24 protein-coding genes are annotated in these 24801 nt (G+C 71.7%); 11 read left to right on the top strand and 13 right to left on the bottom strand.

The window, feature by feature from the left end:
• Positions 1-81: 81 nt before the first annotated feature.
• Positions 82-1272 (top strand): acetyl-CoA C-acyltransferase, encoded by a 1191-nt coding sequence (locus KF737_RS15805; RefSeq protein WP_296456825.1) that lies wholly within the window; start codon positions 82-84, stop codon positions 1270-1272.
• A 212-nt stretch (positions 1273-1484) separates the two neighbouring features.
• Here KF737_RS15805 and KF737_RS15800 read toward each other — a convergent pair whose 3' ends face one another.
• The gene (locus KF737_RS15800) at positions 1485-2078 is read right to left on the bottom strand and encodes a DUF3617 family protein (RefSeq protein WP_296456822.1); all 594 of its coding nucleotides are present in this window, start codon (positions 2076-2078) and stop codon (positions 1485-1487) included.
• A 63-nt stretch (positions 2079-2141) separates the two neighbouring features.
• Here KF737_RS15800 and KF737_RS15795 point away from each other — a divergent pair, with 63 nt between their 5' ends.
• Positions 2142-2408, top strand: a complete 267-nt coding sequence (locus KF737_RS15795) for a GNAT family N-acetyltransferase (RefSeq protein ID WP_296456819.1) — start codon at positions 2142-2144, stop codon at positions 2406-2408.
• A gap of 161 nt (positions 2409-2569) precedes the next feature.
• On the opposite strand, the gene KF737_RS15790 is transcribed toward KF737_RS15795, so the two are convergent.
• Both KF737_RS15790 and KF737_RS15785 read right to left on the bottom strand, forming a co-directional pair.
• Positions 2570-2860 carry a hypothetical protein gene (locus tag KF737_RS15790; RefSeq protein WP_296456815.1) on the bottom strand — a complete coding sequence of 97 codons (291 nt, stop codon included), beginning with the start codon at positions 2858-2860 and terminating at the stop codon, positions 2570-2572.
• A 209-nt stretch (positions 2861-3069) separates the two neighbouring features.
• Positions 3070-3786 carry a PEPxxWA-CTERM sorting domain-containing protein gene (locus KF737_RS15785; RefSeq protein ID WP_296456813.1) on the bottom strand — a complete coding sequence of 239 codons (717 nt, stop codon included), beginning with the start codon at positions 3784-3786 and terminating at the stop codon, positions 3070-3072.
• A 178-nt stretch (positions 3787-3964) separates the two neighbouring features.
• Here KF737_RS15785 and KF737_RS15780 point away from each other — a divergent pair, with 178 nt between their 5' ends.
• The gene (locus KF737_RS15780; RefSeq protein WP_296456810.1) at positions 3965-4894 is read left to right on the top strand and encodes a trypsin-like peptidase domain-containing protein; all 930 of its coding nucleotides are present in this window, start codon (positions 3965-3967) and stop codon (positions 4892-4894) included.
• A 106-nt stretch (positions 4895-5000) separates the two neighbouring features.
• Positions 5001-5876 carry a helix-turn-helix domain-containing protein gene (locus KF737_RS15775; RefSeq protein ID WP_296456807.1) on the top strand — a complete coding sequence of 292 codons (876 nt, stop codon included), beginning with the start codon at positions 5001-5003 and terminating at the stop codon, positions 5874-5876.
• 29 nt (positions 5877-5905) lie between these two features.
• Here the strand turns inward: KF737_RS15775 and KF737_RS15770 are convergent, their stop codons facing one another.
• Together KF737_RS15770 and KF737_RS15765 are read right to left on the bottom strand one after the other, a co-directional pair.
• Positions 5906-7408 carry a PepSY domain-containing protein gene (locus KF737_RS15770; RefSeq protein ID WP_296456804.1) on the bottom strand — a complete coding sequence of 501 codons (1503 nt, stop codon included), beginning with the start codon at positions 7406-7408 and terminating at the stop codon, positions 5906-5908.
• Positions 7405-7962: a hypothetical protein gene (locus tag KF737_RS15765; RefSeq protein ID WP_296456870.1), complete on the bottom strand. Its 558-nt coding sequence runs from the start codon at positions 7960-7962 to the stop codon at positions 7405-7407. Before KF737_RS15765 ends, KF737_RS15770 begins: the two co-directional genes overlap by 4 nt.
• Before the next feature lie 153 nt (positions 7963-8115).
• Here KF737_RS15765 and KF737_RS15760 point away from each other — a divergent pair, with 153 nt between their 5' ends.
• The gene (locus KF737_RS15760) at positions 8116-10353 is read left to right on the top strand and encodes a TonB-dependent receptor (RefSeq protein WP_296456800.1); all 2238 of its coding nucleotides are present in this window, start codon (positions 8116-8118) and stop codon (positions 10351-10353) included.
• A 14-nt stretch (positions 10354-10367) separates the two neighbouring features.
• On the opposite strand, the gene uvrB is transcribed toward KF737_RS15760, so the two are convergent.
• The 3 genes from uvrB to KF737_RS15745 form a co-directional block, all read right to left on the bottom strand.
• Positions 10368-12593, bottom strand: coding sequence for an excinuclease ABC subunit UvrB (gene uvrB / locus KF737_RS15755; RefSeq protein WP_296456868.1), 2226 nt, complete (start codon positions 12591-12593; stop codon positions 10368-10370).
• Between the two features lie 359 nt (positions 12594-12952).
• Positions 12953-14161, bottom strand: coding sequence for a cytochrome P450 (locus KF737_RS15750; RefSeq protein ID WP_296456797.1), 1209 nt, complete (start codon positions 14159-14161; stop codon positions 12953-12955).
• Between the two features lie 135 nt (positions 14162-14296).
• Entirely contained in the window at positions 14297-15199 is a 903-nt protein-coding gene (locus tag KF737_RS15745; protein ID WP_296456794.1) for an alpha/beta hydrolase, read from the bottom strand.
• A 328-nt stretch (positions 15200-15527) separates the two neighbouring features.
• On the opposite strand from KF737_RS15745, the gene KF737_RS15740 reads away from it, so the two are divergent.
• Both KF737_RS15740 and KF737_RS15735 read left to right on the top strand, forming a co-directional pair.
• Positions 15528-15872 (top strand): PadR family transcriptional regulator, encoded by a 345-nt coding sequence (locus tag KF737_RS15740; RefSeq protein WP_296456792.1) that lies wholly within the window; start codon positions 15528-15530, stop codon positions 15870-15872.
• Entirely contained in the window at positions 15872-16849 is a 978-nt protein-coding gene (locus KF737_RS15735) for a hypothetical protein (protein ID WP_296456789.1), read from the top strand. Before KF737_RS15740 ends, KF737_RS15735 begins: the two co-directional genes overlap by 1 nt.
• A 282-nt stretch (positions 16850-17131) precedes the next feature.
• Here KF737_RS15735 and KF737_RS15730 read toward each other — a convergent pair whose 3' ends face one another.
• On the bottom strand, positions 17132-17311 hold the full coding sequence (locus tag KF737_RS15730; RefSeq protein WP_296456786.1) for a hypothetical protein: 180 nt from the start codon (positions 17309-17311) through the stop codon (positions 17132-17134).
• 450 nt (positions 17312-17761) lie between these two features.
• Between KF737_RS15730 and KF737_RS15725 the strand changes: the two genes are divergently transcribed.
• Positions 17762-18745 (top strand): cell wall hydrolase, encoded by a 984-nt coding sequence (locus tag KF737_RS15725; RefSeq protein ID WP_296456783.1) that lies wholly within the window; start codon positions 17762-17764, stop codon positions 18743-18745.
• A gap of 116 nt (positions 18746-18861) precedes the next feature.
• Positions 18862-19401, top strand: coding sequence for a DUF1003 domain-containing protein (locus KF737_RS15720; protein WP_296456780.1), 540 nt, complete (start codon positions 18862-18864; stop codon positions 19399-19401).
• 12 nt (positions 19402-19413) lie between these two features.
• On the opposite strand, the gene KF737_RS15715 is transcribed toward KF737_RS15720, so the two are convergent.
• Positions 19414-20349 carry a GlxA family transcriptional regulator gene (locus KF737_RS15715; protein WP_296456777.1) on the bottom strand — a complete coding sequence of 312 codons (936 nt, stop codon included), beginning with the start codon at positions 20347-20349 and terminating at the stop codon, positions 19414-19416.
• A gap of 83 nt (positions 20350-20432) precedes the next feature.
• Here KF737_RS15715 and KF737_RS15710 point away from each other — a divergent pair, with 83 nt between their 5' ends.
• Complete coding sequence (locus tag KF737_RS15710; protein WP_296456775.1) at positions 20433-21119, top strand: DJ-1/PfpI family protein; 687 nt, start codon at positions 20433-20435, stop codon at positions 21117-21119.
• 120 nt (positions 21120-21239) lie between these two features.
• On the top strand, positions 21240-21779 hold the full coding sequence (locus KF737_RS15705; RefSeq protein ID WP_296456772.1) for an AAA family ATPase: 540 nt from the start codon (positions 21240-21242) through the stop codon (positions 21777-21779).
• Positions 21780-21954: 175 nt separating this feature from the next.
• Here KF737_RS15705 and nadC read toward each other — a convergent pair whose 3' ends face one another.
• The 3 genes from nadC to KF737_RS15690 are packed head-to-tail and all read right to left on the bottom strand — an operon-like array spanning position 21955 to position 24801.
• Positions 21955-22821: a carboxylating nicotinate-nucleotide diphosphorylase gene (gene nadC, locus KF737_RS15700; protein WP_296456770.1), complete on the bottom strand. Its 867-nt coding sequence runs from the start codon at positions 22819-22821 to the stop codon at positions 21955-21957.
• An 11-nt stretch (positions 22822-22832) separates the two neighbouring features.
• A complete protein-coding gene (locus tag KF737_RS15695) occupies positions 22833-24344 on the bottom strand; it encodes an L-aspartate oxidase (protein WP_296456767.1) in 1512 nt (503 codons plus the stop codon).
• The gene (locus tag KF737_RS15690; protein WP_296456764.1) at positions 24337-24801 is read right to left on the bottom strand and encodes a hypothetical protein; all 465 of its coding nucleotides are present in this window, start codon (positions 24799-24801) and stop codon (positions 24337-24339) included. The genes KF737_RS15695 and KF737_RS15690 overlap by 8 nt, the downstream gene beginning before the upstream one ends.

Below are 24801 nucleotides of genomic sequence, written 5' to 3'. Positions count from 1 at the left end.
ATCTCGCACCCCACTTCCCCACCCCGACCGCTGCGCGGTCTGCCCCTCCCCATGAAGGGGAGGGAGGGCTATATCGCGCGGATGACCCAGACCTCCGATCCCGTCGTCATCGCCGCCTACGCCCGCACGCCCATGGGCGGGTTCCAGGGCAGCCTCACCGGCGTGAAGGCCACCGACCTCGGCGCGGCCGCGGTGAAGGCGGCTGTCGAGCGGTCGGGCGCCGCGCCGGACGCCATCGAGCAGATCGTCATGGGCTGCGTGCTGCCGGCGGGCCTCGGGCAGGCGCCGGCGCGGCAGGCGGCGCTGGGCGCAGGGCTGCCGAAGTCGGTGGAGGCGACCACCGTCAACAAGATGTGCGGCTCGGGCATGCAGGCGGCGATCCTGGCGCACGACGCGCTGGCGGCCGGCTCGGTCGACGTGATCGTCGCGGGCGGCATGGAGAGCATGACCGGCGCGCCGTACCTGATGCTGAAGCACCGCGGCGGCGCCCGCATCGGCCACGACACCATGTTCGACCACATGTACCTGGACGGCCTGGAGGACGCCTACGAGCCGGGCCGGCTGATGGGCTCGTTCGCCGAGGAGAGCGCACGCGCCTACCAATTCACCCGCGAGGCGCAGGACGAGTACGCCATCGGCTCGCTGGCCAAGGCCAGGGCCGCCATCGAGGGCGGCGCCTTCGCCCGCGAGATCGCGCCGGTGACCGTGAGCGGCCGCAAGGGCGACGTCGTGGTCGACACCGATGAGCAGCCGCTGAAGGCCGACCCCGGCAAGATCCCGACGCTCAGGCCGGCCTTCGCCAAGGACGGCACGATCACCGCGGCCAACGCCAGCTCGATCTCGGACGGCGCCGCGGCGCTGGTGATGACGCGCGAGAGCGTGGCGCGGAAGCTCGGCATGACGGTCGTGGCGCGGGTCGCGGGCCATGCGGCGCATGCGCATGAGCCCGGGCTCTTCACCACCGCGCCTGTGCCGGCGGTGCGGAAGGCGCTGAAGCGCGCCGGCTGGAGCGTGGACGACGTCGACCTCTTCGAAGTGAACGAGGCCTTCGCCGTGGTCGCCATGATCGCCGAGCGCGACCTGGGCCTCGACCGCGCCCGGCTGAACGTCAACGGCGGCGCCTGCGCGCTGGGCCACCCGATCGGCGCGTCCGGGGCGCGGATCCTCGCCACCCTGCTGGCCGCCCTGGAGAACCGCGGCCTGAAGAAGGGCGTCGCCACCCTGTGCATCGGCGGCGGCGAGGCCACCGCGATGGCGGTGGAGCTGGCTTAGCGCCGCAGGCAGAAAACCACGGATTTCACGGATTTCACGGACGGCCCACGCCACGCTGTGCCCCATCCGTGAAATCCGTGAAATCCGTGGTTCAAATGACTAAGCCTCCGCTTCCGCGGAGGCTCGTCATCGGTCGCTCCTCGAGGGCTCGGCGTTTCGCATTTCGCCCCCCGAGGACGAAGCCGCCGCGCCGTTTCCGACAGCGGCGGGACCTATTTTCCGGCAGCCTTCTGCATGGCGGCGATCTGGTTGATGTTCATCTTCATGCCGCCCGGCAGCATCATGTCGCCCGGCTTCATGTCGGCGGGGCACGCGCCCTGCCATTCGCCGCTCATCTCCATCTCGTGCGCGCCGTTGACCTGGGCCATCTTCGCGCCGGTGGTCGTGGTGGTCATCTTCAGCGTGTACCTGGTGTTGAAGTCGCCGCTGATCATGCCGGTGCTGACGTTCTTGCCGGCGTCGCCGAAGTCGCACTCCGAATCGATCTTCCAGCCGCCGACGGCCGGCGTGATGGTGTTCCTGGAGCAGATCTCCTGGCCGACGGCCTGGCCCCACACCGTCATCTTCGCCTCGGTGGCCTCGTCCAGGCAGAGCTTGGTCTCCTGCGTCGTGCCCGCGCTGCTGACCTTCTGCAGCCACAGGCCCGGCTTGCGCTTCGGCGGCGTGACCGGGCCCGCGGGCGCGGCGGCCGACGCGGTCGCGGCCTCGCCGGTCCTGGCGGCCTCACCCTCGGTCTTCTTCGAACAGGCGCTCAGCGCGACGGCCGACACGGCCAGGGTTGCGCAAACGACGGCGACTCGACGCATCTTGAATTCTCCCGGCGCGTTCCAACGTGTCCGGAGAGCCTAACCCGCTCAGGAGAGCGTTCAATGTCCGAACTGCGCGACACGGGCGATCGCTACGAGCACGTCGAGCAGGGCCACACGTCCTACGCCGACTACCGCCGCACCGACGACCGCCTCTACATCGACTACGTCTACTCGCCCGTCCCGCTTCGAGGCACTGGCGCCTCGGGCCGGCTGATGGAGGCCGTGGCCGCCGACGCCCGCCGCCGCGGCCTGAAGATCACCCCCATCTGCGGCTATGCCGCCGCCTGGCTGCGCCGCAGCGACGAGTTCCGCGACCTGGTGGCCTGACACGCGTCGAAACGACAAAGGCCCCCGCTTGCGCGAGGGCCGGTAAGCTTGAGGGAACTGGTTAACCCTCCCGGGTGTGGGAACGGGCCTCGGCAGGCGGGGATCGTCACCCGCCGACGGTCCAGTCCGGCACGCCCATGAAGCCTGTATCGCGGCCCGCATCAGGTGCGGGCGACGATGGCCTCCAGGGTCTGGACGCGGCTGTCCAGGTCCTCGACGAGCCGGCGGGCCACGTCGCGGACGCCGGGCGCGTAGGCGTCGCCGCCGTCGGCGATCTCCGCCGCGAGCTGCTCCAGGTCGACCATGGCGCCGGTGAGCGTCTTCACATGGTCCTTGGCCAACTGCTTCGCCTCGGATTGCAGCCGGCGCACGCGCTCGGCCACGGTCTCGGTTTTCGCACCGGCGACGACTTTCAGGTCGTTGTCGGCGACCACGCTGAGAGACGGAGACATCTTCAGGTACCTCATTCGATCCCCAAGATCAGATACGGCCCGGGATCCCCGATGGACCCGAAGCCACGACTGCCTGGCTGTATCAACCTACGTCCAGAGACAGCACAGGTTCCCTGTCAGTCGCATGAACGGCGCCAGTTAACTCTACCTTGCGGCGAATTGGGGACTTTGGGACACGCTATGTGGTTGAGACGGACCGCCCTGGCGTGTCAGAGCGGTGCGGGCGCGCCTCTCCGTCGGCGCAGCGCCGCGCCGCAGAGGCCGAAGCCTCCGATCATCAGGGCCCAGGCGCCCGGCTCCGGCGCGGCGCCGGCCACGACGTTGCCGAAGTACTGATCGTAGAGGTCGCCACCCAGCTCGACGAAGCTGAGCGACGTGAACGGCGTGGCCGCCTTGATCGTGACCCATGCCGCATGGCCGTCGCCGGCGTCTTCGAGGGTCAGGATCGCGCTTTCGCCGGTGTTCGTCGTGATCTGGAATTGCGCGCCGCGGTGGTTCACCTCGGCGGGGAGGTTCCCGAGGCCTGTGGCGATGGCGAGGCCGACGCGCCGGACAGGCCCGGCGAAGGTGTAGGTGAAGGTCTCGAGCCCATTGAGGGCCAGTTCAGGGCCGACGCCGTTCGGGCCGTCGTCGAACCCGGGCCCGTCCAGCCAATTCCCCACGCTGGCGTCGCCGCTGATGGTGGCGCCCGTCACGGAGTCGGTCTGGTTGCCCGAAGCGCTGAGCGGGAGAAGCGATCCTGTCGTCCACGACGTGCCGGTCGGGAAGACGTTCGCCGCGGTGAAGAGCCGTATGGGGGGGCCGAACGCGGTGATGCCCGCCGCGATGTCGTCGTTCTGGTGGATCAGGAGCGCAGCCTGCGCCTCGGTTGCGGTGAACGCCGCGAGGGCCGCGACAACGGCCGGTATGGACTTTACGATACGCATCGATGACTTCGCTCTCGGTTTTGATGTTTGGCTCTCACCGCTCGTGCCCTGGGGCGCTCGACATCGCTTCACCCTTTTGGGGGTGTTCTAGCGCCCATCGAGCAGACCGACGACCTTTCGGGCTTGTGCGCCGCCTAGGCCCCAGGATCGCACCCGCCGCCTCGACCGTTCTGACCGCATGCTCGCCGCCAACGACACCATCGACCTGATCCACGCCACGGTGCGGCTCGAGCAGGCGCAGGGCGACGGGACGGCGACGGTGGGGACCGGCTTCGTGCTGGTGCGGCAGGACAAGGACGGCACGCCGCGCACGGTGCTGGTGACGGCGCAGCACGTCTTCGCGCGGATGCCGCGGGACAAGGTGAAGGTCGGGTTCCGCCGCCTGGAGCCCGACGGCGCCTGGCGCTATGCGCCCGCGAACGTCCGTATCCGCGGCGCGGAGGGCGAGCCGCTGTGGACGACGCACCCGACGCAGGACGTGGCGGCGATCCTGATCCCGCCGGGGCCGGCGCGGGGCGCCATTCCGGTCGACCGGCTGGCGACGGCCCAGACGCTGGAGACGCTGGAGATCCAGCCGGGCACGGAGATGATGGTGCTGGGCTATCCGCAGGGGTTCGCCGCCAACGACGCGGGCTTCCCGATCCTGCGATCGGGCCGGGTGGCCTCGTTCCCGGTGACGCCGCCGAGCCGCTATCCGACCTTCCTGCTGGACTTCACCGTGTTCGGCGGCAATTCGGGCGGGCCGGTCTATGTCGTGCGATCGGTCAACGGCCGCCCGCAGGTCGCCATCACCGGCGTGCTGACGCAGGAGCTGCGCCTGAAGGACGACCGGCTGCAGATCGGCAACGTCACCCACGCGGTCCACGTGCTGGAGACCCTGTCGCTGATGGCGGGCGCGCCGGCGGCCGAGGTCTCGCCCACCGCCGGGGCATTGCCCCACGCCGACCCGCGGCCCGCGGCGGCGGGCGCCGCGCCCACCGCGTGGGAGCGCCTGCAGGAGGGCTGGAACGACCTGGCGACGGATGTCGCCGTCCTGTTCCGCCGCCTCTGGATCGTGGTGCGCGAGACCGTGATGGGCTGGATCACGCCGGAGCCGCGGCGGACGTAGCGGACGAGCGCGTCCGGAGACGGTTCAAATCCTTAAGGGATGGCGTGGCAGGCTGACCGCGATCGGGGATGGGGAACGGCGCCGGGGCGCGCCGGATTGTCGGGTGATGTCAGTCGCCGCGCCAGGGGCGCCGAAGGTCTCGGTCCGGGTCTACTACCCGCATGAGGACCTGCAGCGCTACGTCACCTTCTACTACGTCGTGGAGGCGGCCGGGCCGCTGACCGATTTCCTCTATCCGGAGTGGGGGAACCTGCGGCTGAACGTGTCGGGCGACTGGATGGTGCTGAACGATCCGCGCGACCCGGCCGAGCCGGCGCAGCGGGTGCTGTTCGGGCCCACCGACCGGACCGGCAGGATCGTGACCGGCGGCGGCAAGACCGTGGGCTTCGGCCTGACGCCCGGCGGCTGGGCGCGGCTGATCGGCTCGGACGCCAGCCAGCTCGCCAACCGCGTCGTGGACGCCGAAGGCCGGATCGACCTGGACGTGCGTGGCCTGCAGGCCGCGCTGATCGCCGACGGCGACGACGACGCGGCGGGCGTGGCGCGGTTCGACGCGGCGCTGCTCGGCCTCGCGGCGCGGCGGCCCGCGGTGGACCCGGCGGTGCTGGCGGTGGACCACGCGCTGCGCAACCAGCCGCGCGACGTGCCGACCTTCGCGGGCATGGCGGGGGTCTCGGAGCGGCGCCTGCACCGCCTGTGCCTCCGCGCCTTCGGGTTTCCGCCGAAGCGGCTGCTGCGCCGCCAGCGGTTCCTCTACACCCTGGGCGTCATCCGGGTGACGCCCGACCCCAGGTTCGGCGAACTGATCGACCTAGAGTACCACGACCAGTCGCACTTCAACCGCGACTTCCGCGACTTCATGGGCATGACCGCCAGCGAGTACGCCGCGACGCCGCGGGCGCTGATGCAGGCGGCCGCGGCCGCCCAGGTCGCCATGGGCATCCCGCTCTCGTTCAAGCTGCCCGAGCCGCCGGTGTCCTGAGGGGCGCACGGCCCGGGCGCGATACGGGGCTATTCGCCCGGAATCGCCCGGCCGTCGTCGAGGCGGGGCGCGGGGGCGGGCCGGGCGAAGAAGCGCCAGGTCTCGGGCGTCAGAAGGCCGACCGCGAGGGCCACGAGCGCGACGTCCATGCCCCAGGCGGCGGGGTCGACCGGCTGGCCGCGCCAGACGGTGACGTGGGCGACGCCCGCCGCGAGCAGGGTCGCGGCGGCGGCGGCGCGCAGCACGCGCGAGATGGCGGCGGGGCCGAGCGCGGCGGCGGTCGCGAGGGCGGCCAGGGTCGTCGCGCCCCACACCGGGACGGTCGGCAGGTTCGCGGCGACGACGCCCAGCATGGTCGCGCCGTAGGCCACGGGCTGGCTCCAGACGGCGGCGGTCCAGATGCGCTCCCAGCGGGGCGCCGGCTGGCCCCGGGCGCGGCGGCGCGCCAGCCAGATGGCGACGCCGCTGGAGGTGACCACGCAGAGCCCGACGCCCAGCAGGCCGTAGGCGATCTTGCTGGCCCAGCCGCCGAACCACCCGAAGTGGACCGGCCCGATGGCGCTGAAGAGCCCTTCGCCCAGGTTGCGGTCGCCGTAACCCGTGCCGCCCAGCAGGGCGCCGGTGTGGTCGTAGCTGTAGATCACGCGCGACAGGCGGCCGGGCGTCTCGACGCCGAAGCTGATGTGCTGCTGCGCCAGGCGGGGGTCCTCCACGAACACGAAGGTCGTCCGGGCGTCCGGGAGGCGGGCGGCGAGCGCGGCGCTGATCGCGGCGAGGTTGGCCGGCGCCGCGGGCGCCGTGCTGGCGGGCGGCTCGGGGGTGGCGAAGAGGGCGTAGGCCTTCCCGGTGTCGCCCTTGAACACGACCATCGCCAGGACGCCGACGATCACCGTCGACAGGCCCAGGAGCGCGCCGGTCAGCGACAGGGTGACGTGGAAGGGGAGCGCCCAGACGCCGATGCGGTTGTGCAGGTCGGCCTCCTGCAGCCGCTTCGAGCCGCCCCAGCGCAGGTGGAAGGCGTCGCGGAACACCCGCGGGTGGGCGAGCAGGCCCGACACCAGCGACGACAGCAGCGCCACGCCCACCATGCCGACCACGAACAGGCCCCAGGTGTGCGGCAGGTGCAGGTAGATGTGCAGGTCCTGGACGAAGTCGGTCCAGGGCTCGACAAGGCGCGCGACGGGCCGCCCGTCGGCGTCCATCACCCACATCCGGCTGTCGTCCTTGACCCAGGTGCTCATGACGTAGCGGGGGAGGTCGTCGCTGGGCAGGTTCAGGACGACGCGGTCGGCGTCGGGCGTGGCCTTCAGGCCCTCCTCGAAGCCGCGCTGCAGGGCGGCCGGCGTGACGGTGTGGACCACCGGGTCGCCGGCGCGCTCCCAGCGGGTCGCCTCGTGGATGAAGACCGCCGCCGTGCCGGAGAAGCAGACCAGGAAGATCAGCGCGGCGAAGGCGAGCCCCAGCGCCGAGTGGCCCGCGAGGACCGCGCGCACGAAGCCCGAGGGCACGCTGGGCCAGATGGGGCGGCTCATACCGAGAAGCCCCTGAGCGCCGAGGCCGCGAAGGTGACGACCGCGACGCCGACCAGCACGGCGGTGGCGCGCAGGATCCTGTCGTCGGCCAGCGTCCAGGCCATCGCCCCGCCCCAGAGCAGCGGCACGAGCATGCCGCCCAGCACCATCCTGGTCTGCGGCGCGCCCGGCGTCCAGACGACGAAGGCGAGCGCCAGGCCCATGGCCGCGACGGCGCCGATGGGGCCGGCGAGCAGGACGCGCAGCCCGCCGCGCCAGGCCTTCGAGGCGCGGTCGGACGGCGCGAGCGCCACCTCGCGCGGCGGCCGCGCCCTGGGATCGCGCAGCTTCAGCCCGCTCGCGACCAGCGCCAGCGCGCCGACCGGCAGGACGGCGAGCGCCAGGAACGTGCCGGGCGCGCCACCCTCGAGGACCACGGCCGCGGCCAGCAGCGCCGCGGCCAGCGTCCACCCGGCCATCATCAGCCACGGCCGCCGCGCGGCGCGCGCCTTCCACGCGGCGCGGAGCGTTCCGCAGGCCGCCGCGCCGCCCACGGCCACGAGCGCCGCCGTCACCGCAGTCAAGCCCGAAACTCCGTCGTCGCCACCGTCGTCGCCAAACGCATACGCCGCCCAGCCTCCCCCAGTCCGATGCAAATCGTATTGAGATTGACTCGCAATTGCAACCGTGGCTAGCGAGCCCCGCGCACCGAAGTGGAGCTTGCCCGAATGACAGTCCGCCGCACCCTGTTCGCCGCCCTGCTGATGGCCTCGGCGGCGCCGGCCGCGCTCGCCGCGGAGGCCGGCGCGGGCGACGCCGCGACCGCGCCCACGCTGGAGGAGATCGTCGTCACCGGCGAGAAGGCGGCGCGCTCGATCCAGGACACGCCCACCAGCGTCGCGGTGGTCACCACGAAGGACATCGCCGACCAGAACCTGATCGACGTCTACGACCTGATCGACCGCACGGCGAACCTCAACTCCACCTTCGGCAAGCAGGGCTTCACGATCCGCGGCATCGCCAACGCCAACGTCACCGGCGTGGGGACGGGCGACCTGGCGACGGTCTACCTCGACGGCTCGCCGCTGCCGCGCGCGGCGGTGTCCTCCGGGCCGCTGGACCTGTGGGACCTGGCGCAGGTGGAGATCCTGCGCGGGCCGCAGTCGACGCTGCAGGGGCGCAACGCCCTGGCCGGCGCGATCGTCCTCAAGACCGCCGACCCGACCTACGCCTGGACCGGCAAGGCCCGCGTCATCCTGACGAACCAGGATGAGGACCGCCGCTTCGCCGCCGCCGTGGGCGGGCCGCTCGTGGCCGACCAGGTCGCGTTCCGGCTCGCCGCCGAGCACGCCCGCGCCGACGGCCTGATCGAGAACCCGACCCGCAACGACGACCGCGCGGGCTTCCGCGATTCCGACTCGATCCGCGCCAAGCTCCTGTTCACACCGAGCGACCTGCCGGGCCTGCGCGTGGTGGCGGCCTACCTGCACGACGAGCACAGCAACGGGGCGGTCTATTCGTTCGCCGACGTCCCCGATCCGTGGGACGACCGCACGGTGCTGGGCAACCGCGACACCGAGGACCGGGCCCGCAGCGACATCGCCACCTTCGACGCGAGCTACCGGCTCTCGCCGGCCTTCACCCTGGCCTCGGTGACCACCTGGAGCCACATCCGCAACTCCACCGTCTATGACGGCGACAACCTGGCGGCCGACGACGCCTACGGCGACTTCGTGCAGGACCAGAAGATCTTCAGCGAGGAGCTGCGGGCGAACTTCGACAAGGGCCCGCTCTCGGGCCTGGTCGGCGCCTACTACTCGCACCTGGACAACAGGAAGGACCGCTCGCACAGCGTCTTCAGCCTGAGCCCGGTGGACGACCTGGGCCTGCCGGCGGCGGTCGGGGCCTTCTATCCGGCGCGGCTCTACATCGACACCAGCCAGTTCTATCCGCAGACGGTCGAGACGGCCGCCGTGTTCGGCGACGCGACGTGGCGGGTCGCGCCGCGGGTGAAGCTGCACGCCGGCTTCCGCTACGACTACGAGCACCAGGTGCGGGCGAACGAGAACACGGTGGTGCTGGTGACGCCGCTGCCCGACCCGGCCGCGTTCGGGCCGCTAGGCCCGACGGTGGCGGGGATCAACGGCCTGATCCTGGCCCAGGCGGCCGCCGCCAACGCCTCGTCGCCGGCGGCCAGGACCAGCTTCGAGGCCTTCCTGCCGAAGGCCGGGGTGACGGTGGAGGTGGCCGAGGACGTGTCGGTCTCGGGCACGATCCAGCGCGGCTACCGCTCGGGCGGGTCGGGCGTGAATCCCGGCCGGGGCGCGCTCTATACCTACAGGCCGGAATACACCTGGAACTACGAGCTGGCGCTGCGCTCGCTGTGGCTGGACCGCCGCCTGTCGCTGAACGCCAACGCCTTCTACGTCGACTGGAAGGACCAGCAGGTGAACGTCCAGCTCTCGGGCAACATCTACGACTACGAGACCCAGAACGCCGGCTCGTCGCGGGTGTACGGCTTCGAGGTGGAGAGCCGCTTCCAGGCCACGGGCGAGCTCAGCGTCTACGGCTCCGTGGGCTACGCCAACACCCGCTTCAAGGACTTCGCGGTGACCGGCGCGGTGGTCGACGACCTCTCGGGCCACGAGTTCGCCAGCGCGCCGCGCTGGACGCTGGCGGCGGGCGGGACCTGGGCCTCGGAGGCGGGGTGGTTCGCCAACCTCAACGCCAGCTACCGCTCGGCCGCCTACCAGGAGGTGATCGACCAGTCGCGGCGGCAACTGAAGGACCGGATGCTGGTCAACGCCAAGGTCGGCTGGCGCCGCGACGGCTACGGCGTCTACCTGACCGGCAGGAACCTGCTCGACACCCGCTACTTCGACTACAGCTACCTCAACATCACCCGCCAGCAGGCGCTCTACGGCCCGCCGCGGACGTTCGGCGTGCAGCTCGAGGCGGAGTTCTGAGCGAGCCGGGGAGCTCACGGCCCCTTGCGGCGGCGGCCGCGCATCTTGCGGTATTCCTCGGCCTTCTCGGCGCGGGCTTCGGCGCGGATCAGCTTGGCGGCGGCGCGGGCCTCGCGGCCGTCGTCGGCGCCCGCGGCCAGGGCGTCGGCGGCGAACTCCAGGTCCAGCAGCTTCAGGCGCTTCACCTCGTCGCGCAGGCGGGCGGCCTCCTCGAACTCCAGGTTGGCGGCGGCCTCGCGCATGCGGGCCTCGAGGTCCTTCAGCGTGGCCTTGAAGTTGTCGCCGACGAAGGGCGTCGCGCCCTCGGCCACGCCGGCGCTGACGGTGACGTGGTCCTTCTCGTAGGACGACGCGAGGATGTCCTTGATCTGGCTGCGCACGCTCTCCGGCGTGATGCCGTGTTCGAGGTTGTACTGCTCCTGCTTCTCGCGGCGCCGCTTCGTCTCGGCCATGGCGCGTTCCATCGAGCCTGTGACGCTGTCGGCGTAGAGGATGACGCGGCCGTCCACGTTCCGCGCCGCGCGCCCGATGGTCTGGATCAGCGAGGTCTCCGAGCGCAGGAAGCCCTCCTTGTCCGCGTCGAGGATGGCGACCAGGCCGCACTCGGGGATGTCGAGGCCCTCGCGCAGCAGGTTGATGCCGACCAGGATGTCGAAGGCGCCCAGCCGCAGGTCGCGGATGATCTCGATGCGCTCCAGGGTGTCGACGTCGGAGTGCATGTAGCGGACCCGCAGGCCCTGCTCGTGCATGTACTCCGTCAGGTCCTCGGCCATCTTCTTGGTGAGGACGGTGATGAGCGAGCGGTAGCCCCTGGCGGCGACCTGGCGGACCTGGTCGATGACGTCGTCGACCTGGCTGAAGCCGCCCTTGCTGACCGGCTTCACCTCCACCGGCGGGTCGATCAGGCCGGTGGGGCGGATCACCTGCTCGGCGAAGACGCCGCCCGAGCGCTCCATCTCCCAGGGGCCCGGCGTGGCCGAGACGAACACGCTGTCCGGCCGCATGGCGTCCCACTCCTCGAACTTGAGCGGCCTGTTGTCGATGGCGGATGGCAGGCGGAAGCCGTACTCGGCCAGGGTGAACTTGCGGCGGTAGTCGCCGCGGTACATGCCGCCGATCTGCGGCACGGTCTGGTGGCTCTCGTCCACGAACAGCAGCGCGTTGTCGGGGATGTATTCGAAGAAGGTCGGCGGCGGCTCGCCGGCGCGGCGGCCGGTGAGGTAGCGGCTGTAGTTCTCGATGCCGGCGCACGAGCCGGTGGCCTCGATCATCTCCAGGTCGAAGGTGGTGCGCTGCTCCAGGCGTTGCGCCTCGAGGAGCTTGCCGTTGGCGACGAGCCAGTCGAGGCGCTCCTTGAGCTCGACCTTGATCTGGTTGATCGCCTGCCGAAGCGTCGGCCGGGGCGTGACGTAGTGGCTGTTGGCGTAGACGCGGACGCCGGCGAGGTCGTTGGTCTTCTTGCCGGTCAGCGGGTCGAACTCGGTGATGCTCTCCAGCTCGTCGCCGAACAGGCTGAGGCGCCAGGCGCGGTCCTCGTAGTGGGCCGGGAAGATCTCGATGGTGTCGCCGCGGCGGCGGAACGACCCGCGCTCGAAGGCCTGATCGTTGCGCTTGTACTGGAGCGCCACGAGGTCGCCCATGAGCTGCTTCTCGTCGATGCGCTGGCCGGGCTTCAGGTCGAAGGTCATGGCCGAGTAGGTCTCGACCGAGCCGATGCCGTAGATGCAGGAGACCGAGGCCACGACGATGACGTCGTCGCGCTCCAGGATCGCGCGGGTGGCCGAGTGGCGCATCCGGTCGATCTGCTCGTTGATGGAGCTGTCCTTCTCGATGTAGGTGTCGGTCCGCGGCACGTAGGCCTCGGGCTGGTAGTAGTCGTAGTAGCTGACGAAGAACTCGACGGCGTTGTCGGGGAAGAAGCTCCTGAATTCGCTGTAGAGCTGGGCGGCCAGGGTCTTGTTCGGCGCGAGGATCAGGGCCGGGCGCTGGGTCTCCTCAATGATCTTGGCCATGGTGAAGGTCTTGCCCGAGCCGGTGACGCCCAGCAGCACCTGGTCGCGCTCGCCGCCGTCGACGCCGGTCACCAGCTCCCGGATCGCGGTCGGCTGGTCGCCGGCCGGCTGGTACTCCGACGACAGCCTGAACTTCCGGCCGCCCTCCGACTTCTCCGGGCGCACCGGGCGGTGCGGCTTCCAGAGCATCGGCATGGTGTTCTCGTCGTAGTCGAACGCCGCCGACATGTCGGAGACCCCCGCCTGCGCGGGGGTAGGCGCCGGATGGGAAGTGCGAGGCATGGCGTCCAAGGTAGGCGCTCCGAGGCGGGATCGCCACACCTTGGATCAGGCCTGCTGACAGCAGAGTGTCAGTATGGACGCGCGCGCCGCGGGCGCTGTCGGATTCAACCGCGGAGATCGCGGAGATACGCGGAGGGCGGGAGCGTTGCGTCTCTCGCGCATCTCCGCGGGCTCTGCGGTTTCAAGGGAAGAAGGAACCACGGAAAACACGGAAGACACGGAAGGGTGTCCGGGCGGCGCTGTTTCCGCGTTCTTCCGCGTATTCCGCGGTTCCCGATTTCCTTTGCCTGCGGCGCGATGCGGCGTCAGGGCTCGACGAGCAGGTGTTCGACGCCGCGGAAGCCGGGGAGGGGGCGGTAGGCGAGGTCCTGCTCGGCGAGCTTCAGGTCCGGGAAGCGGGTGAAGAGTTTCAGGAGGGCGGCCTGGCCTTCCATGCGGGCCAGGGGCGCGCCGATGCAGATGTGGGCGCCGCCGCCGAAGGCCATGTGCGGCACGTGCTTGCGGGTGATGTCGAAGCGGTCGGGGTTCTCGTAGACCGACGGGTCGCGGTTGGCGGCGCGGAGCTGGTTGAGGAGGATGTCCTTCTCGCCCACCGCCTCGCCGCCGATCTCCAGGTCGCGGGAGGCGACGCGGCCGGTCATGCTGATCGGCGGGTCGTAGCGCAGGATCTCCTCGACGGCGGCGGCGATCAGCTTGGGGTCGGCCCTGAGCTTGGCGAGTTCGGCGGGGTTGCGCAGGAAGGCGATGACGCCGTTGCCGATCAGGTCGGTGGTGGTGAGGTTGCCGCCGACCAGCAGGCTCTGGAGGTTGACGCTGACCTCGAGGTCGGTGAGCGCGGCGCCCTCGGCCTGGAGCTGGACCATGTCGGTGATCAGGTCGTCGCGGGGGGCCTTGCGGCGCTCGGCCATGGCTTCGGCGAAGAAGGCGTCGAGCGCGGTGGCGGCGGCCACGAGCTCGGCCTCCTGCTCGGGGGTGCGCAGGGCGTTGAGCGACTGGATGATCCCCTCGGACCACTCGCGGAAGTCGCGCAGCCGTTCCTTGGGGATGCCGAGGACGGCGGCGATCACCAGGATCGGCACGGGCACGCCGTAGTCGGCGATGACGTCGAAGCTCTCGCGGCCCGCGAGCCCGTCCAGCACCTCGTCGACGACGGCCTCGACCTGCGGCTTCATCTTCGCCGCGCGCCTGTAGAAGGCCTGGGTGAGGGGGCCGCGCACGCGGGCGTGATCCGGGTCGTCCATGAAGAGGATCGACTGCGGCGCGTCGGCGTTGGCGTCGGTCATGCGGTTGAAGAGGGCCCGCGGGTTGCCGCGCGCCGGGTTCCGCCAGAGCGTGCGGTCGTTGACCGTGGCGCGGACGTCCTCGTAGCCGGTGAGGACCACGGACTCGAGCACGGGATCGTGGCGGACCGGGCACCGGCCCTGGAGCTCGGCCAGCCGCGGATAGGGGTCGGCCCGGAACTCCGGGTCGATCTCCATGATCTGGATGCCGGTGGGGAGCTCGTTCTCGGACATGGGGAGTGTCCTCCGTGACGCCGGCGTCAACTTAGTGCGCCGCCGTCCGCGGAAGTCAACGCGGCGGCCTCCCTCCCGGATACGTCATCCCCCGGACAAGCCGGGGGATGACGAGCGGGAAGGGTTGTGGTGGCCCTACCGGTGGGCGTTCAGCCAGTCCTTGATGGTGCGGTTCACCTGGGCCTCGGCGTCGTGCTGCACGAAGTGGCCGGCCTCGGGGAACATGACGATCGTGGTGTCGGCGTCGACGTGGTTCCAGGTCCCGGCGTGGCCGGCGGCGTTCAGGGCGGTGTCCTTCATGCCGTGGAGGACGAGGACGGGGACCTTCACGCGCGGGTCCGGCGCGGCGGCCGGGGCCTGCGCGTCGGCGCCGGTCCCGCGCGGGTAGTTGGCGCGGTAGTAGTTCATCATCGCGGCGAAGTCGGAGCGCCGGAAGGCCTCGACGTAGCCGGGCTTTTCCTTGGGGTCCTTCACCCAGCCGGCGAGGCCCTCGGCCGTGAGGGCCTTCTCCGAGCCCTCCTTCTGGAAGTTGCGGGCGTACTGGCTGTTCTTCTGCTGGTCCGGGTTGGTGGCGAGTTCGCGGGCCATGCCGGCGGGGTGCGGGACGGAGAGGATCACCAGCCTGTCGACCAGGTCGGGCCGCGCGAACGTGGTCTGCCAGGCGATGGCGGCGCCCCAGTCGTGGCCGATCACCGTGGCGTGCTTCTGGCCCTCGGCGGCGATCACGGCGGCCACGTCGCCGATCAGGTTGGGCATGGCGTAGGCGGCCACGCCCTGCGGCTTGTCCGAGAGGTTGTAGCCGCGGGTGTCGAGGGCGGCGGTGCGGTAGCCGGCCTTGGCGAGCTCGGCCATCAGCGGCTTCCAGGTGGCCCAGTAGTCGGGGAAGCCGTGGATCAGCACCACCAGCGGGCCCTTGCCGTCGACGACGTAGTGGATCTTCACGTCGCCATTGGCGGCGTACCTGTCCTGCGGGGCGGCCCGGGCGGCGGGGGCCGTCAGCAGGACGGCGGCGGCGAGAGCGGCGGCGAAGATGCGCATGAAGGCCTCCCGATGACTTTACGGCGTAGATTATACGCGACCCGCAGCCCCGGCCAGCCGCATCGGCTCGATAGCATAGTCTCCTCTCCCCCGAGCGTAGCGAGAGAGGGAGAGGGCAGGGAGAGGGCGGCGCGGCGGTTCGGCCTTCGCCGACGGCAATGCTCATAGTCGAGCGGGTCCGGGCAGACGCCTTGCCGGCCCACCCGCCGAACCGCCCTCTCCCTGCCCTCTCCCTCTCCGTTCGCTGCGCTCACGGGGGGAGAGGAGATACCTAGTACCGCATAGTATGCGCTAGACACTGTGTAGAACACAGTATATGACGCACAGCATGCCGAGCGACGCCGACATCTTCGAGACGCTTCGACAGGAGCTCCGGCGCGGGTCGCTGGTCCTGGCGGTGCTGGGGCAGCTTCGCCGGGAGCATTACGGCTACACGCTGCGCAAGGCGCTGGCGGAGAGCGGCGTCGAGATCGAGGAGGGCGCGCTCTATCCCATGCTGCGCCGGCTGGAGGCCCAGGGGCTGCTGACCAGCGAATGGCGGGAGGAGGAGAAGCGCAACAAGCGGTTCTACCGGCTCTCGGACGAGGGCCGCGGCGTGCTCGAACGGCTGATCGCGGAGTGGTCCGCGCTGAACGCCTCCCTCACCGGAATCCTTGAGGAAGGAGCGTCCTGATGGACCTTCTCGAACGCTACCTGGCGGCCATCGCGCGCCACCTGCCCGAGGCCCAGAAGGCCGACGTCGCCGCCGAGCTGCGCGACGTGCTGCTCTCGCAGATCGAGGAGGCGGAAGACCGCCTGGGGCGGCCGCAGACCCGCGAGGAGCTGGAGGCGCTGCTGATCCGCTTCGGCCACCCGCTGACGGTGTCGGGGCGCTATCGCAAGACGCAGCACCTGATCGGGCCCGAGGTGTTCCCGTTCTGGTGGGCGGCGGTGAAGGCGGTCTGCGGCGTGATCCTGGGGGTCTGGGTGGTGATGACGCTGGTCGTGATCATCGCGGGCGACCACATGGTGGTGGACCGGGTGGCCGGCGACACCTCGCTGTTCGGGTTTCTGGTCTTCGGCTTCGGGGCCGTGACCCTGGTCTGCGCGCTGATCGAGCGGTTCGGGAAGACGACCTTCCTGCAGCAATGGAAGCCCAGCCAGTTGCCGCCGCCCGAGCGCAAGACCAAGTCGCGCTTCGAACGCGTGGTCGAGATCGGCATGGGGGTGGTCTTCATCCTGTGGTGGATGGGCCTGATCCGGTTCCGCAACTTCATGCCGGACTACGGCATGACCGTCGCCATGGCCCCGGTCTGGCGCGAGATGTACGGGCCGATCCTAGGCTACGCGCTGTTCGAGCTGGCGATGAACCTGATCGCGCTGTTCCAGCCGGGCCTCGTGGCCTTCAACCGGGCGATGTCGCTGGTGCGCAACCTGATGGGCGCGGCGGTGATCGGGGCGGTCTACCAGGCCGGGCACTGGATCGAGGTGAGCTGGTCCGTCTGGACGCCCGACGTGGCCGAGCGCGTGCAGGCCAACTTCGACACCGGCATGCGGATCGGTGTCGGCGCGACGATCGTGATCTTCCTGGCGCTGGCCGCGGTGGATGTCTGGCGCCTGTGGCAGATGCACCAGGCGCGACGCGGGACAGGCGCGCCGAAGGCGGCCTGATCAGAGTCTCCGAGGGAGCGTTACGGCAGACGGCGCCTCTCGCGCCCGGCCGGTGAAGTCCTGCGCACACCACCATCCCCGGCCCTTCCTCCATCGAGGATGAGGAGACGATCTGTCGGGAACCTTGCTTAGAACGACGCCTGGGCCGCGTTCGCCGCGACCCAGAGCACCCCTACGAGGGCGGCCAGGGCCAGGATGAGATTGCGCATGCTGCGCCTCCCGTTGCTCACGGGAAGCTACGCAGCAAGCTCGGCGCCAGATGCGGCCGGCGGCCCCGCTCTCCTACTTGTCGGTCGCCTTCGAGACGACCGCGCCGGCGCCTGCGCCGACGGCCGCGCCCACGGGGCCGCCCACGACGGCGCCCGCGACGGCGCCGGTGGCGGCGCGCTGTTCGGTGTTGTGACCGCAGGCGGCGAGCGCCAGCCCGGTCGCGGCGGTGGCGAGGATCATCGGGATACGCAACGGGAAGCCCTCCTGGACTGGACCGCTACAGAACAGCCGGACGCGCCCGCGGTTCCGCGCAAGACGCCTGTGCTTGCGAATAAGGTAAACGCGCATGGTTTCAGAAGAATTCAGCGTTAGCCGAAGACCTCGCGAGGCTGGGGCGTGTCTACCCGGGATTCCCGTGGGTTCTCAGGAACCTGCGCTGTCGGATCAATCTGAGCGACGTTTGACGGCCGCTCCGGCGTTAATGCTGCGGTGCAAAAAATTCTTGCCAAGGTCGCATCGGGCATTCATAGACGCTTCATCATTTGCCGTTGCCTCGCCCAACACGGATCTCGGGCCAGGCCTGCCGGCGGACGCTACCAGCACGAGCAGGGGCGCCGCCGAATACCCCGTGTGGGGCGTCAAGTTGGGGGCAGGTTCGCCCTCGCCGCTGAGGACCGTTCCGTTTTGCAGTTTGTATCGAAGGTGAGCGCCGCGCGGCGTTCGCCGATCAGCGCCGTTTTGGCGGGCTCCGGCGTCGGCCTGGGCCTGGGCGCGCTTTTCCTGGCCGCCGGCATGGCGGGCCATGTGGCCGACTACGCCCACGAGCAGCGCATCGCCGAGGCGGCGCAGCGCGGCTACGCAGGGTCGTACCTGGAAGCCCAGGGCCAGGGCCTGCGTCTCGGACTGGAACATTACGGCTTCCAGGAGGGGGAGGATGCGCGGCTGTTCATGCTGCGCCACGACGGGGGCCGCGAGAAGGTGGCCGCCAAGGCCCGCCGGCGCGCCGATCTGGAGTGCCTGACCCAGGCGGTCTACTACGAGGCCCGCGGCGAGAGCTCGCGCGGGCAGTACGCCGTCGCCCAGGTGGTGATGAACCGGGTGAAGCACCCGGCCTTCCCCAAGAGCGTCTGCGCGGTGGTGTTCCAGGGCGCCGGCCACCGTGGGTGCCAGTTCAGCTTCGCCTGCGACGGCTCGATGCGCCGCGGGCAAGAGGGGCGCCGCGGCCATGAGAGCGAGGCGTGGGACCGCGCCCGCGCCGTGGCGACCCGCACGCTCGCCGGCGCCGCGCTGGCCGACATCGGCTCGGCGACGCATTTCCACACCGCCGCGGTCGCCCCGATGTGGGCCCCGCACATGCTGCGCGTCAGCCAAGTGGGCATGCACGTCTTCTACCGCTTCTCCCCGCACAAGCTGCGCGCCGTTCCGGGCCTGTCGCCGCTGCCGGGGGTCGAGACCGCGGTGCTGACGTCGGGGCCTGCGGACGCTGTCCCGGAGCTGCGGATCCCGCCGGCGACGGTCGAGAAGGCGATCGAGGCCTCGCTCGAGCCCGCTTCGGCGGCCGACGCCAAGGCGACGAAGGTTGACACGAAGGCCAAGCCCGCCGCCGTCGCGCCGGCGCCGGCGCCGGCGCCGGCCGAGGCGGCGATGCTCGCCCCGGCCCAGGCCGCGGCGGTCACCGCCTCCTGACGCCGGCGGGACGCCGCCGCCCCCGGCCGCCCGCCTGCGCCTTGCCGCTTGCCGTCATCCCAAACCCCCTGACAGTTGTCGCGGTCACACCGCTACGCTCGCCAAAGGGAAGACGGATGCCGCTCGACGCACGCGAACAACTGGCCAAGGACCTGCTGGGCTGCGCCTACGATGGGCTGACGCCCGTCCAGCGAAGCGTGATCGACCTCATCGCCACCGAGGCCCCGACGGGCGTCGACCCGAAGCTGAAGCACGATGAACGGCGGCCGAGCGAGCGGCTGGCCGATCAGGTCGCCGCGGTCGGGGGGTCGTGGGGCTTCATCATCGGGTTCGGCCTGGCGCTGGGCCTCTGGATGACCTGGAACCTGCTGACCAGGGGGTTCGGCTTGGCCTTCGATCCGTACCCCTTCATCTTCCTGAACCTGATGCTGTCGATGCTGGCGGCCATCCAGGCGCCGATCATCATGATGAGCCAGAACCGCGCCGCCCAGCGCGACCGCCAGGCCGCCGAGCACGACTACATCGTCAACCTGCGGGCCGAACTGGAGATCATGCACCTGCACGACAAGGTCGACGCGGTGCGCCACCGCGAGCTGATGGGCATCATCAAGCGCCAGAACGAGAGCCTGCGGATCCTGCGGCAAGGCAAGGGCTGAATCCCGCCCCCGTCAGGCGCGGGCGGCGCGGCGCAGCGCCTGGGGCGGCTGGCCGAAGGCGCGGAGGAAGGCGCGGCGCATGCGTTCGGGGTCGCCGAAGCCGACGAGGCCGGCCACGTGGTCGATGGGCGCGCGGCCGGTCTCGACCTCGGTGCGGGCGGCCTCCAGGCGCAGGCGCTCGACGGCCTTGGCCGGCGTGGTCCCGGTCTCGGCGGCGAAGGCGCGGGCGAAGTTGCGGGGGCTCATGGCGGCGCGGTCGGCCAGGCGCTCGACGGTCAGCGGCTCGGCGAGGTGCGCGCGCATCCAGTCCATCAGGTCGGCGAAGCGGCCGGTGCGGCCGCCCAGGTCGACGAGGGCCGAGAACTGCGACTGGCCCCCCGGCCGGCGCTGGTGGACGACGAGCTGCTGGGCCACGCGACGGGCCACGTCGGCGCCCAGGTCGTCCTCGACGAGGGCCAGCGCGAGGTCGATGCCGGCGGTGATGCCGGCCGAGGTCCAGATGTCGCCGTCGCGCACGAAGATGCGGTCGGCGTCGAGCTTCGCCTTCGGATAGCGGCGCGCGAAGTCGTCGGTGCGGCCCCAGTGGGTGGTGCAGCGCCGGCCGTCCAGCAGGCCGGCCTCGGCCAGCATGTAGGCGCCCGAGCAGACGCTGGCGCGCCGCCGCGCCGGGACCACCTTCACCCAGGCGGTGATGGCGGCCAGGTCCGCGAGCGCGCGCGTGCCGTCGCCGCCCGAGAGCATCACGGTGTCGAAGGGGCCGGGGCCGAGGGGCGCGGCGGTCATCCTCACCCCGGAGGAACTGGCGACCTCGCCGCCGCCGGGGGCCTGGAGCGACAGGGCGTAGCCGCCCGGCCGATAGCGCTCGGCTATCTCGAACACCGCGATCGGCCCCGCGGCGTCGAGGATCTGGAAGCCGGGGAAGATGACGAGGGCGAGATCGCGGGACATGGCAGGAATTGTGGGAACAATGTCGTTTCGGCCAAGGCGTAGCGCGCCTAGACCGGCGTCGTCAACCTGAAGGAGACCCGCCGATGTCCCGTTTGCAGATCGTCTTCGCGCTCTATCCGGGCGTGACCCACCTGGACTTCACCGGCCCGCACCAGGTGCTCGTGCGCACGCCGGACGCCGACGTGATCGTCGCCTCGCTCGGCGGCCAGGACATCGAGGCGGAAGGCCTCACGTTCACGAAGCTGGCCGACCTCGCGGAGATCGAGCGCTGCGACGTGCTCTGCATCCCCGGCGGCTTCGGCACGACGGCGGCCATGCTGGACGAGGCGTTCATGGCGCAGATCCGGCGCCTGGGCGCGACGGCCAGGTACCTGACGTCGGTCTGCACGGGGTCGCTGATCCTGGGCGCGGCCGGCTTCCTGCGGGGCAAGCGCGCCGCCTGCCACTGGGCCGCGCGGCCGCTGCTGGCGCCGTTCGGCGCGATCGTCAGCGAGGCCAGGGTGGAGCGCGACGGCAACGTCATCACCGGCGGCGGCGTGACGGCCGGCATCGACTTCGGCTTCGTGCTGCTGGAGGAGCTGGCCGGTCGCGACTTCGCCGAGGCGAGCCAGCTCGGCCTGGAATACGCCCCGGCGCCGCCGTTCAACTCCGGGCGTCCCGAACTGGCGCGGCCCGAGATCCTGGAGCAGGTGGTCGCCCGCATGTCGGCCTTCACCGACCAGCGCCTCGACGCCGCCCACGAGGCCGCGGGCCGCCTGGAGCCGGCGTGATGCGGCGCCTGTGGCGAGCGCGCGGCGCGGTTCGTGGCCACCCCGTTTGAGCTCCCTGGGCGGTGGGCGGCTGACGTCGGGGTTGCGGATCGTCGCCCGGATCGTGTCTAGGGTCGTCGCATGGGGCGTATCGTCATCGTCACCGGGCCGCCCGGCGCCGGGAAGTCCACCGTCGCGCGCCGCCTGGCGCGCGAGACGGACGGGCCGCTCGCCATGCACCTGCATACGGACGACTTCTACGCCTACATCGTGAAGGGCTTCGTCGAGCCGTGGCGGCCGGAGTCGCAGGCGCAGAACGTGACGCTGATGAACGCCATCGCCGCGGTGGCGGCGACGGGCGCGGTGGGCGGCTACGAGGTCTACGCCGACGGGGTCGTCGGGCCGTGGTTCTTCGAGCCGTGGCTCTCGGCGGCGCGCCGCCACGGGCTGGAGCTCGACTATGTGCTGCTGATGCCGGACGAGGCGACGACGGTCGCGCGCGGCACGGCGCGGACGGGCCATCCGATGACCGACGCGGCCGTGATGCGGCAGATGTGGCAGGCGTTCCGCGACGTCGCGACGCCGCCCGACAGCCTTCTCGACACCAGCGGCCAGACCGCCGACGAGACCGTGGCCGCGGTCAGGGCGGGGCTGGCGAGCGGGCGGTTCCGGCTGCTGTAGGTCCGGTTTCCCCGGAACGTCATCCCCCGGCTTGTCCGGGGGACCTATTGGGCTGTGCGTCCCGGAACGCGCGCAGCGTCGACGCCGCACGTCATCACGAGCTCACAGCCCGATGGGTGGCCCGGACAAGCCGGGCCATGACGTTCATCTGGGGTGAACCGGGCAGGGCGTGGTCCTAGGTCCCCACCGCGTCGAGGCCGATGTCGAGGACCTTGGCGGAGTGGGTGAGGGCGCCGACGCTGATGACGTCGACGCCGGTCGTGGCGATGGCGCGGACCGTGTCGAGGGTGACGCCGCCCGAGGCCTCCAGGATGACGCGGCCGGCGACGGTGCGGACGGCCTCGGCCATGTCCTCCAGGGTGAAGTTGTCGAGCATGATCACGTCGGGGTCGTGGGCGAGGGCCTCCTGGAGCTGGACCAGGCTGTCGACCTCGACCTCGACCTTCATCAGGTGGCCGGCGAAGGCCTTGGCGCGGCGGACGGCCTCGCCCACCGAGCCGCAGGCGGCGACGTGGTTGTCTTTGATCAGGATGGCGTCATCCAGGCCGAAGCGGTGGTTGACCCCGCCGCCGCAGCGGACGGCGTATTTCTCCAGGGCGCGCAAGCCCGGCGTGGTCTTGCGGGTGTCGGTGATGCGGGCATCCGTGCCGGCGACGGCGTCGACGAAGTCCTGCGTCAGGGTCGCGATCCCGCACAGGCGGCCCAGCAGGTTCAGCGCCGTGCGCTCGGCGGTGAGGATGGCCCGCGCATTGCCGCTGACGCGGGCCAGCGTCGTGCCGGCGGGCACGGCCTGGCCGTCCGCGGCGAGCGCCTCGACGGTCACGCCGGCGTCGAGTTCGGCCAGCGCCAGCCGGATCACCGACAGGCCGGCCACCACGCCGCCGCGCCGGGCGGCGAAGTCGGCGGTGAGCTTCGCGTCGCCGGGCACGCAGGCCTGGGCGGTGACGTCGCCGGCGCGGCCGAGGTCCTCGGCGAGCGCGGCGCGGATCACCGGGGCGACGAGGAGGTCGGGAAGGGGTTCGACGAGGGGCTTGGGGGTCATGCGATCTCGGTTCAGGCGGCGTGGCGCGCGGCGCCGGGCGCGGCCGCGACGAAGGTGCGCTCGGGGGCGACGGCGTCGGGGAAGTCGGACCGGAAGTGGCCGCCGCGGCTCTCGCGGCGCGCCAGGGCCGCGGCGGCGACGAGGCGGGCGGCGACGAGGGCCGGGGCCTGGCCATGCCCGGCCTGGGCGGTGTCGATCCCGGCGACGAGGCGGGCGAGGCCCTCGGCGGTGCGCACGACGCCGGCGTCGCGGCTCATGGCCTCGCGGAGCGCGGCGAGGGCTTCGGCGGGCAGGTCGGGGCCGGTGACGACGGCGAGCGGACGCTCGGGCGCGGCCTGGACGCGCGCGGCGGCGCGGCCGGCGCGGGCGCCGAAGACCGCCGCTTCCAGCAGCGAGTTGGAGGCCAGGCGGTTGGCGCCGTGGACCCCAGTCGAGGCGCATTCGCCGGCGGCGTAGAGGCCCGGCAGCGAGGTGCGGCCGTCGATATCCGTGGCGATCCCGCCCATGTGGTAGTGGCAGGCCGGCGCGACGGGGATGAGCTGCGTGCGCGGATCGACGCCGCCGCCCATGCAGGCGGCGAAGACGGCCGGGAACTCGTCCGGGAAGTGGGCGCCCACGGCCTCGCGGGCGTCGAGGAAGGCGCCGCGGCCGGCCTCGCGCTCGGCATGGATGGCGCGGGCGACCACGTCGCGCGGCGCGAGCTCGGCGGCCGGGTGGTAGCGCGCCATGAAGCGCTCGCCGTTCGCGTCGACCAGAACGGCGCCTTCGCCCCGCAGGGCCTCGGTGGCGAGGGGGGCGGGGTCGCGGCCGATGTCGATGGCGGTCGGGTGGAACTGCACGAACTCGGGGTCGGCGATCGTTGCGCCTGCCAGCGCCGCCAGGCCCAGGCCCTCGCCCTTCAGCTCGGCGGGCGTGGTGGTCACGGCGTAGAGGCCGCCGATGCCGCCGGTGGCGAGGACGACCGCGCGGGCGGCGATCTCGACCGTGCGGCCGTCGATGCGGACCACGACGCCGCGGATGCGGGTCGAGCCGTCCTGCAGCAGGCCGACGAGCTTCGCGCCGGTGCGGACCTCGATATGCCGGGCGGCGCGCACGGCGACGGTGAGCGCCTCCATGATGGCGCGGCCGGCCTGGTCGCCCTTCACGCGGGCGACCCGGGCGCGGGAGTGGGCGGCTTCCAGGCTCTGGGAGAAGGCGCCGCCGGCCTTGCGGTCGAACGGAGCGCCGAGGTCGGCGAGCCGGCGCACGGCGGCGGGGCCTTCCTCGGCCAGCAGGGCCGCGACGGCGGGCACGACGAGCCCGGCGCCGGCCGCGACGGTGTCGGCGGCGTGCAGGGCGGGGGCGTCGTCGTCGGAGAGGGCCGCGGCGACGCCGCCCTGGGCCCAGGCCGACGAGCAGCCGTGGTTCAGCGGCGCTTCGCTGAGCAGCAGCACCCTGGCCGGCGCGGCGGCGAGGGCGGCGGAGAAGCCGGCCAGCCCGGCGCCGACGACGATCACGCCGTCATGTCGGATACGCTCAGTCATCGGCTGCGGCCTCGTAGAAGACGTCGGTGGGGCGGGTGCGGGCCGCCGGGTCGAAGGCGCCCGAGACTTCCCAGTGGACGCCGGTCAGGCGCCGCCCGAGCCGGACCGCGCCGTGCCGCGCGGCGTCGTGCGCCAGCCCGCGCTCGGACCAGGGGCCCAGGTGCGTGACCTGCACGGCCTCGCCGCCCGGCGTGGTCCAGGGGCCGACCGCGCCCAGGCCGGTGAACGACCGCGCCAGGCCCACGCCGATGCGCAGGTCCATGACGCCGTCGCCGTCCTCGCCCTCGCACAGCACCACGTCGCCCCAGTACGGGCCGAAGTCGCCGGCGCGCAGGACCGCATGGACCCGCTCCAGGGCGCCGAAGACCACGTGGCCGACCTGCTCGGGCCGCACCCGCGCGGCGATCGCCGCCAGCGGCCGGGACGTCACGGCCGCGATGACCGGGGCGTATTCCAC

The organism is Phenylobacterium sp., assembly GCF_019636135.1.
Classification (GTDB): Bacteria; Pseudomonadota; Alphaproteobacteria; order Caulobacterales; family Caulobacteraceae; genus Phenylobacterium.
Note: the sequence above shows the minus strand (reverse complement) of the source record. Positions and strands in the feature narration are given on the sequence as shown.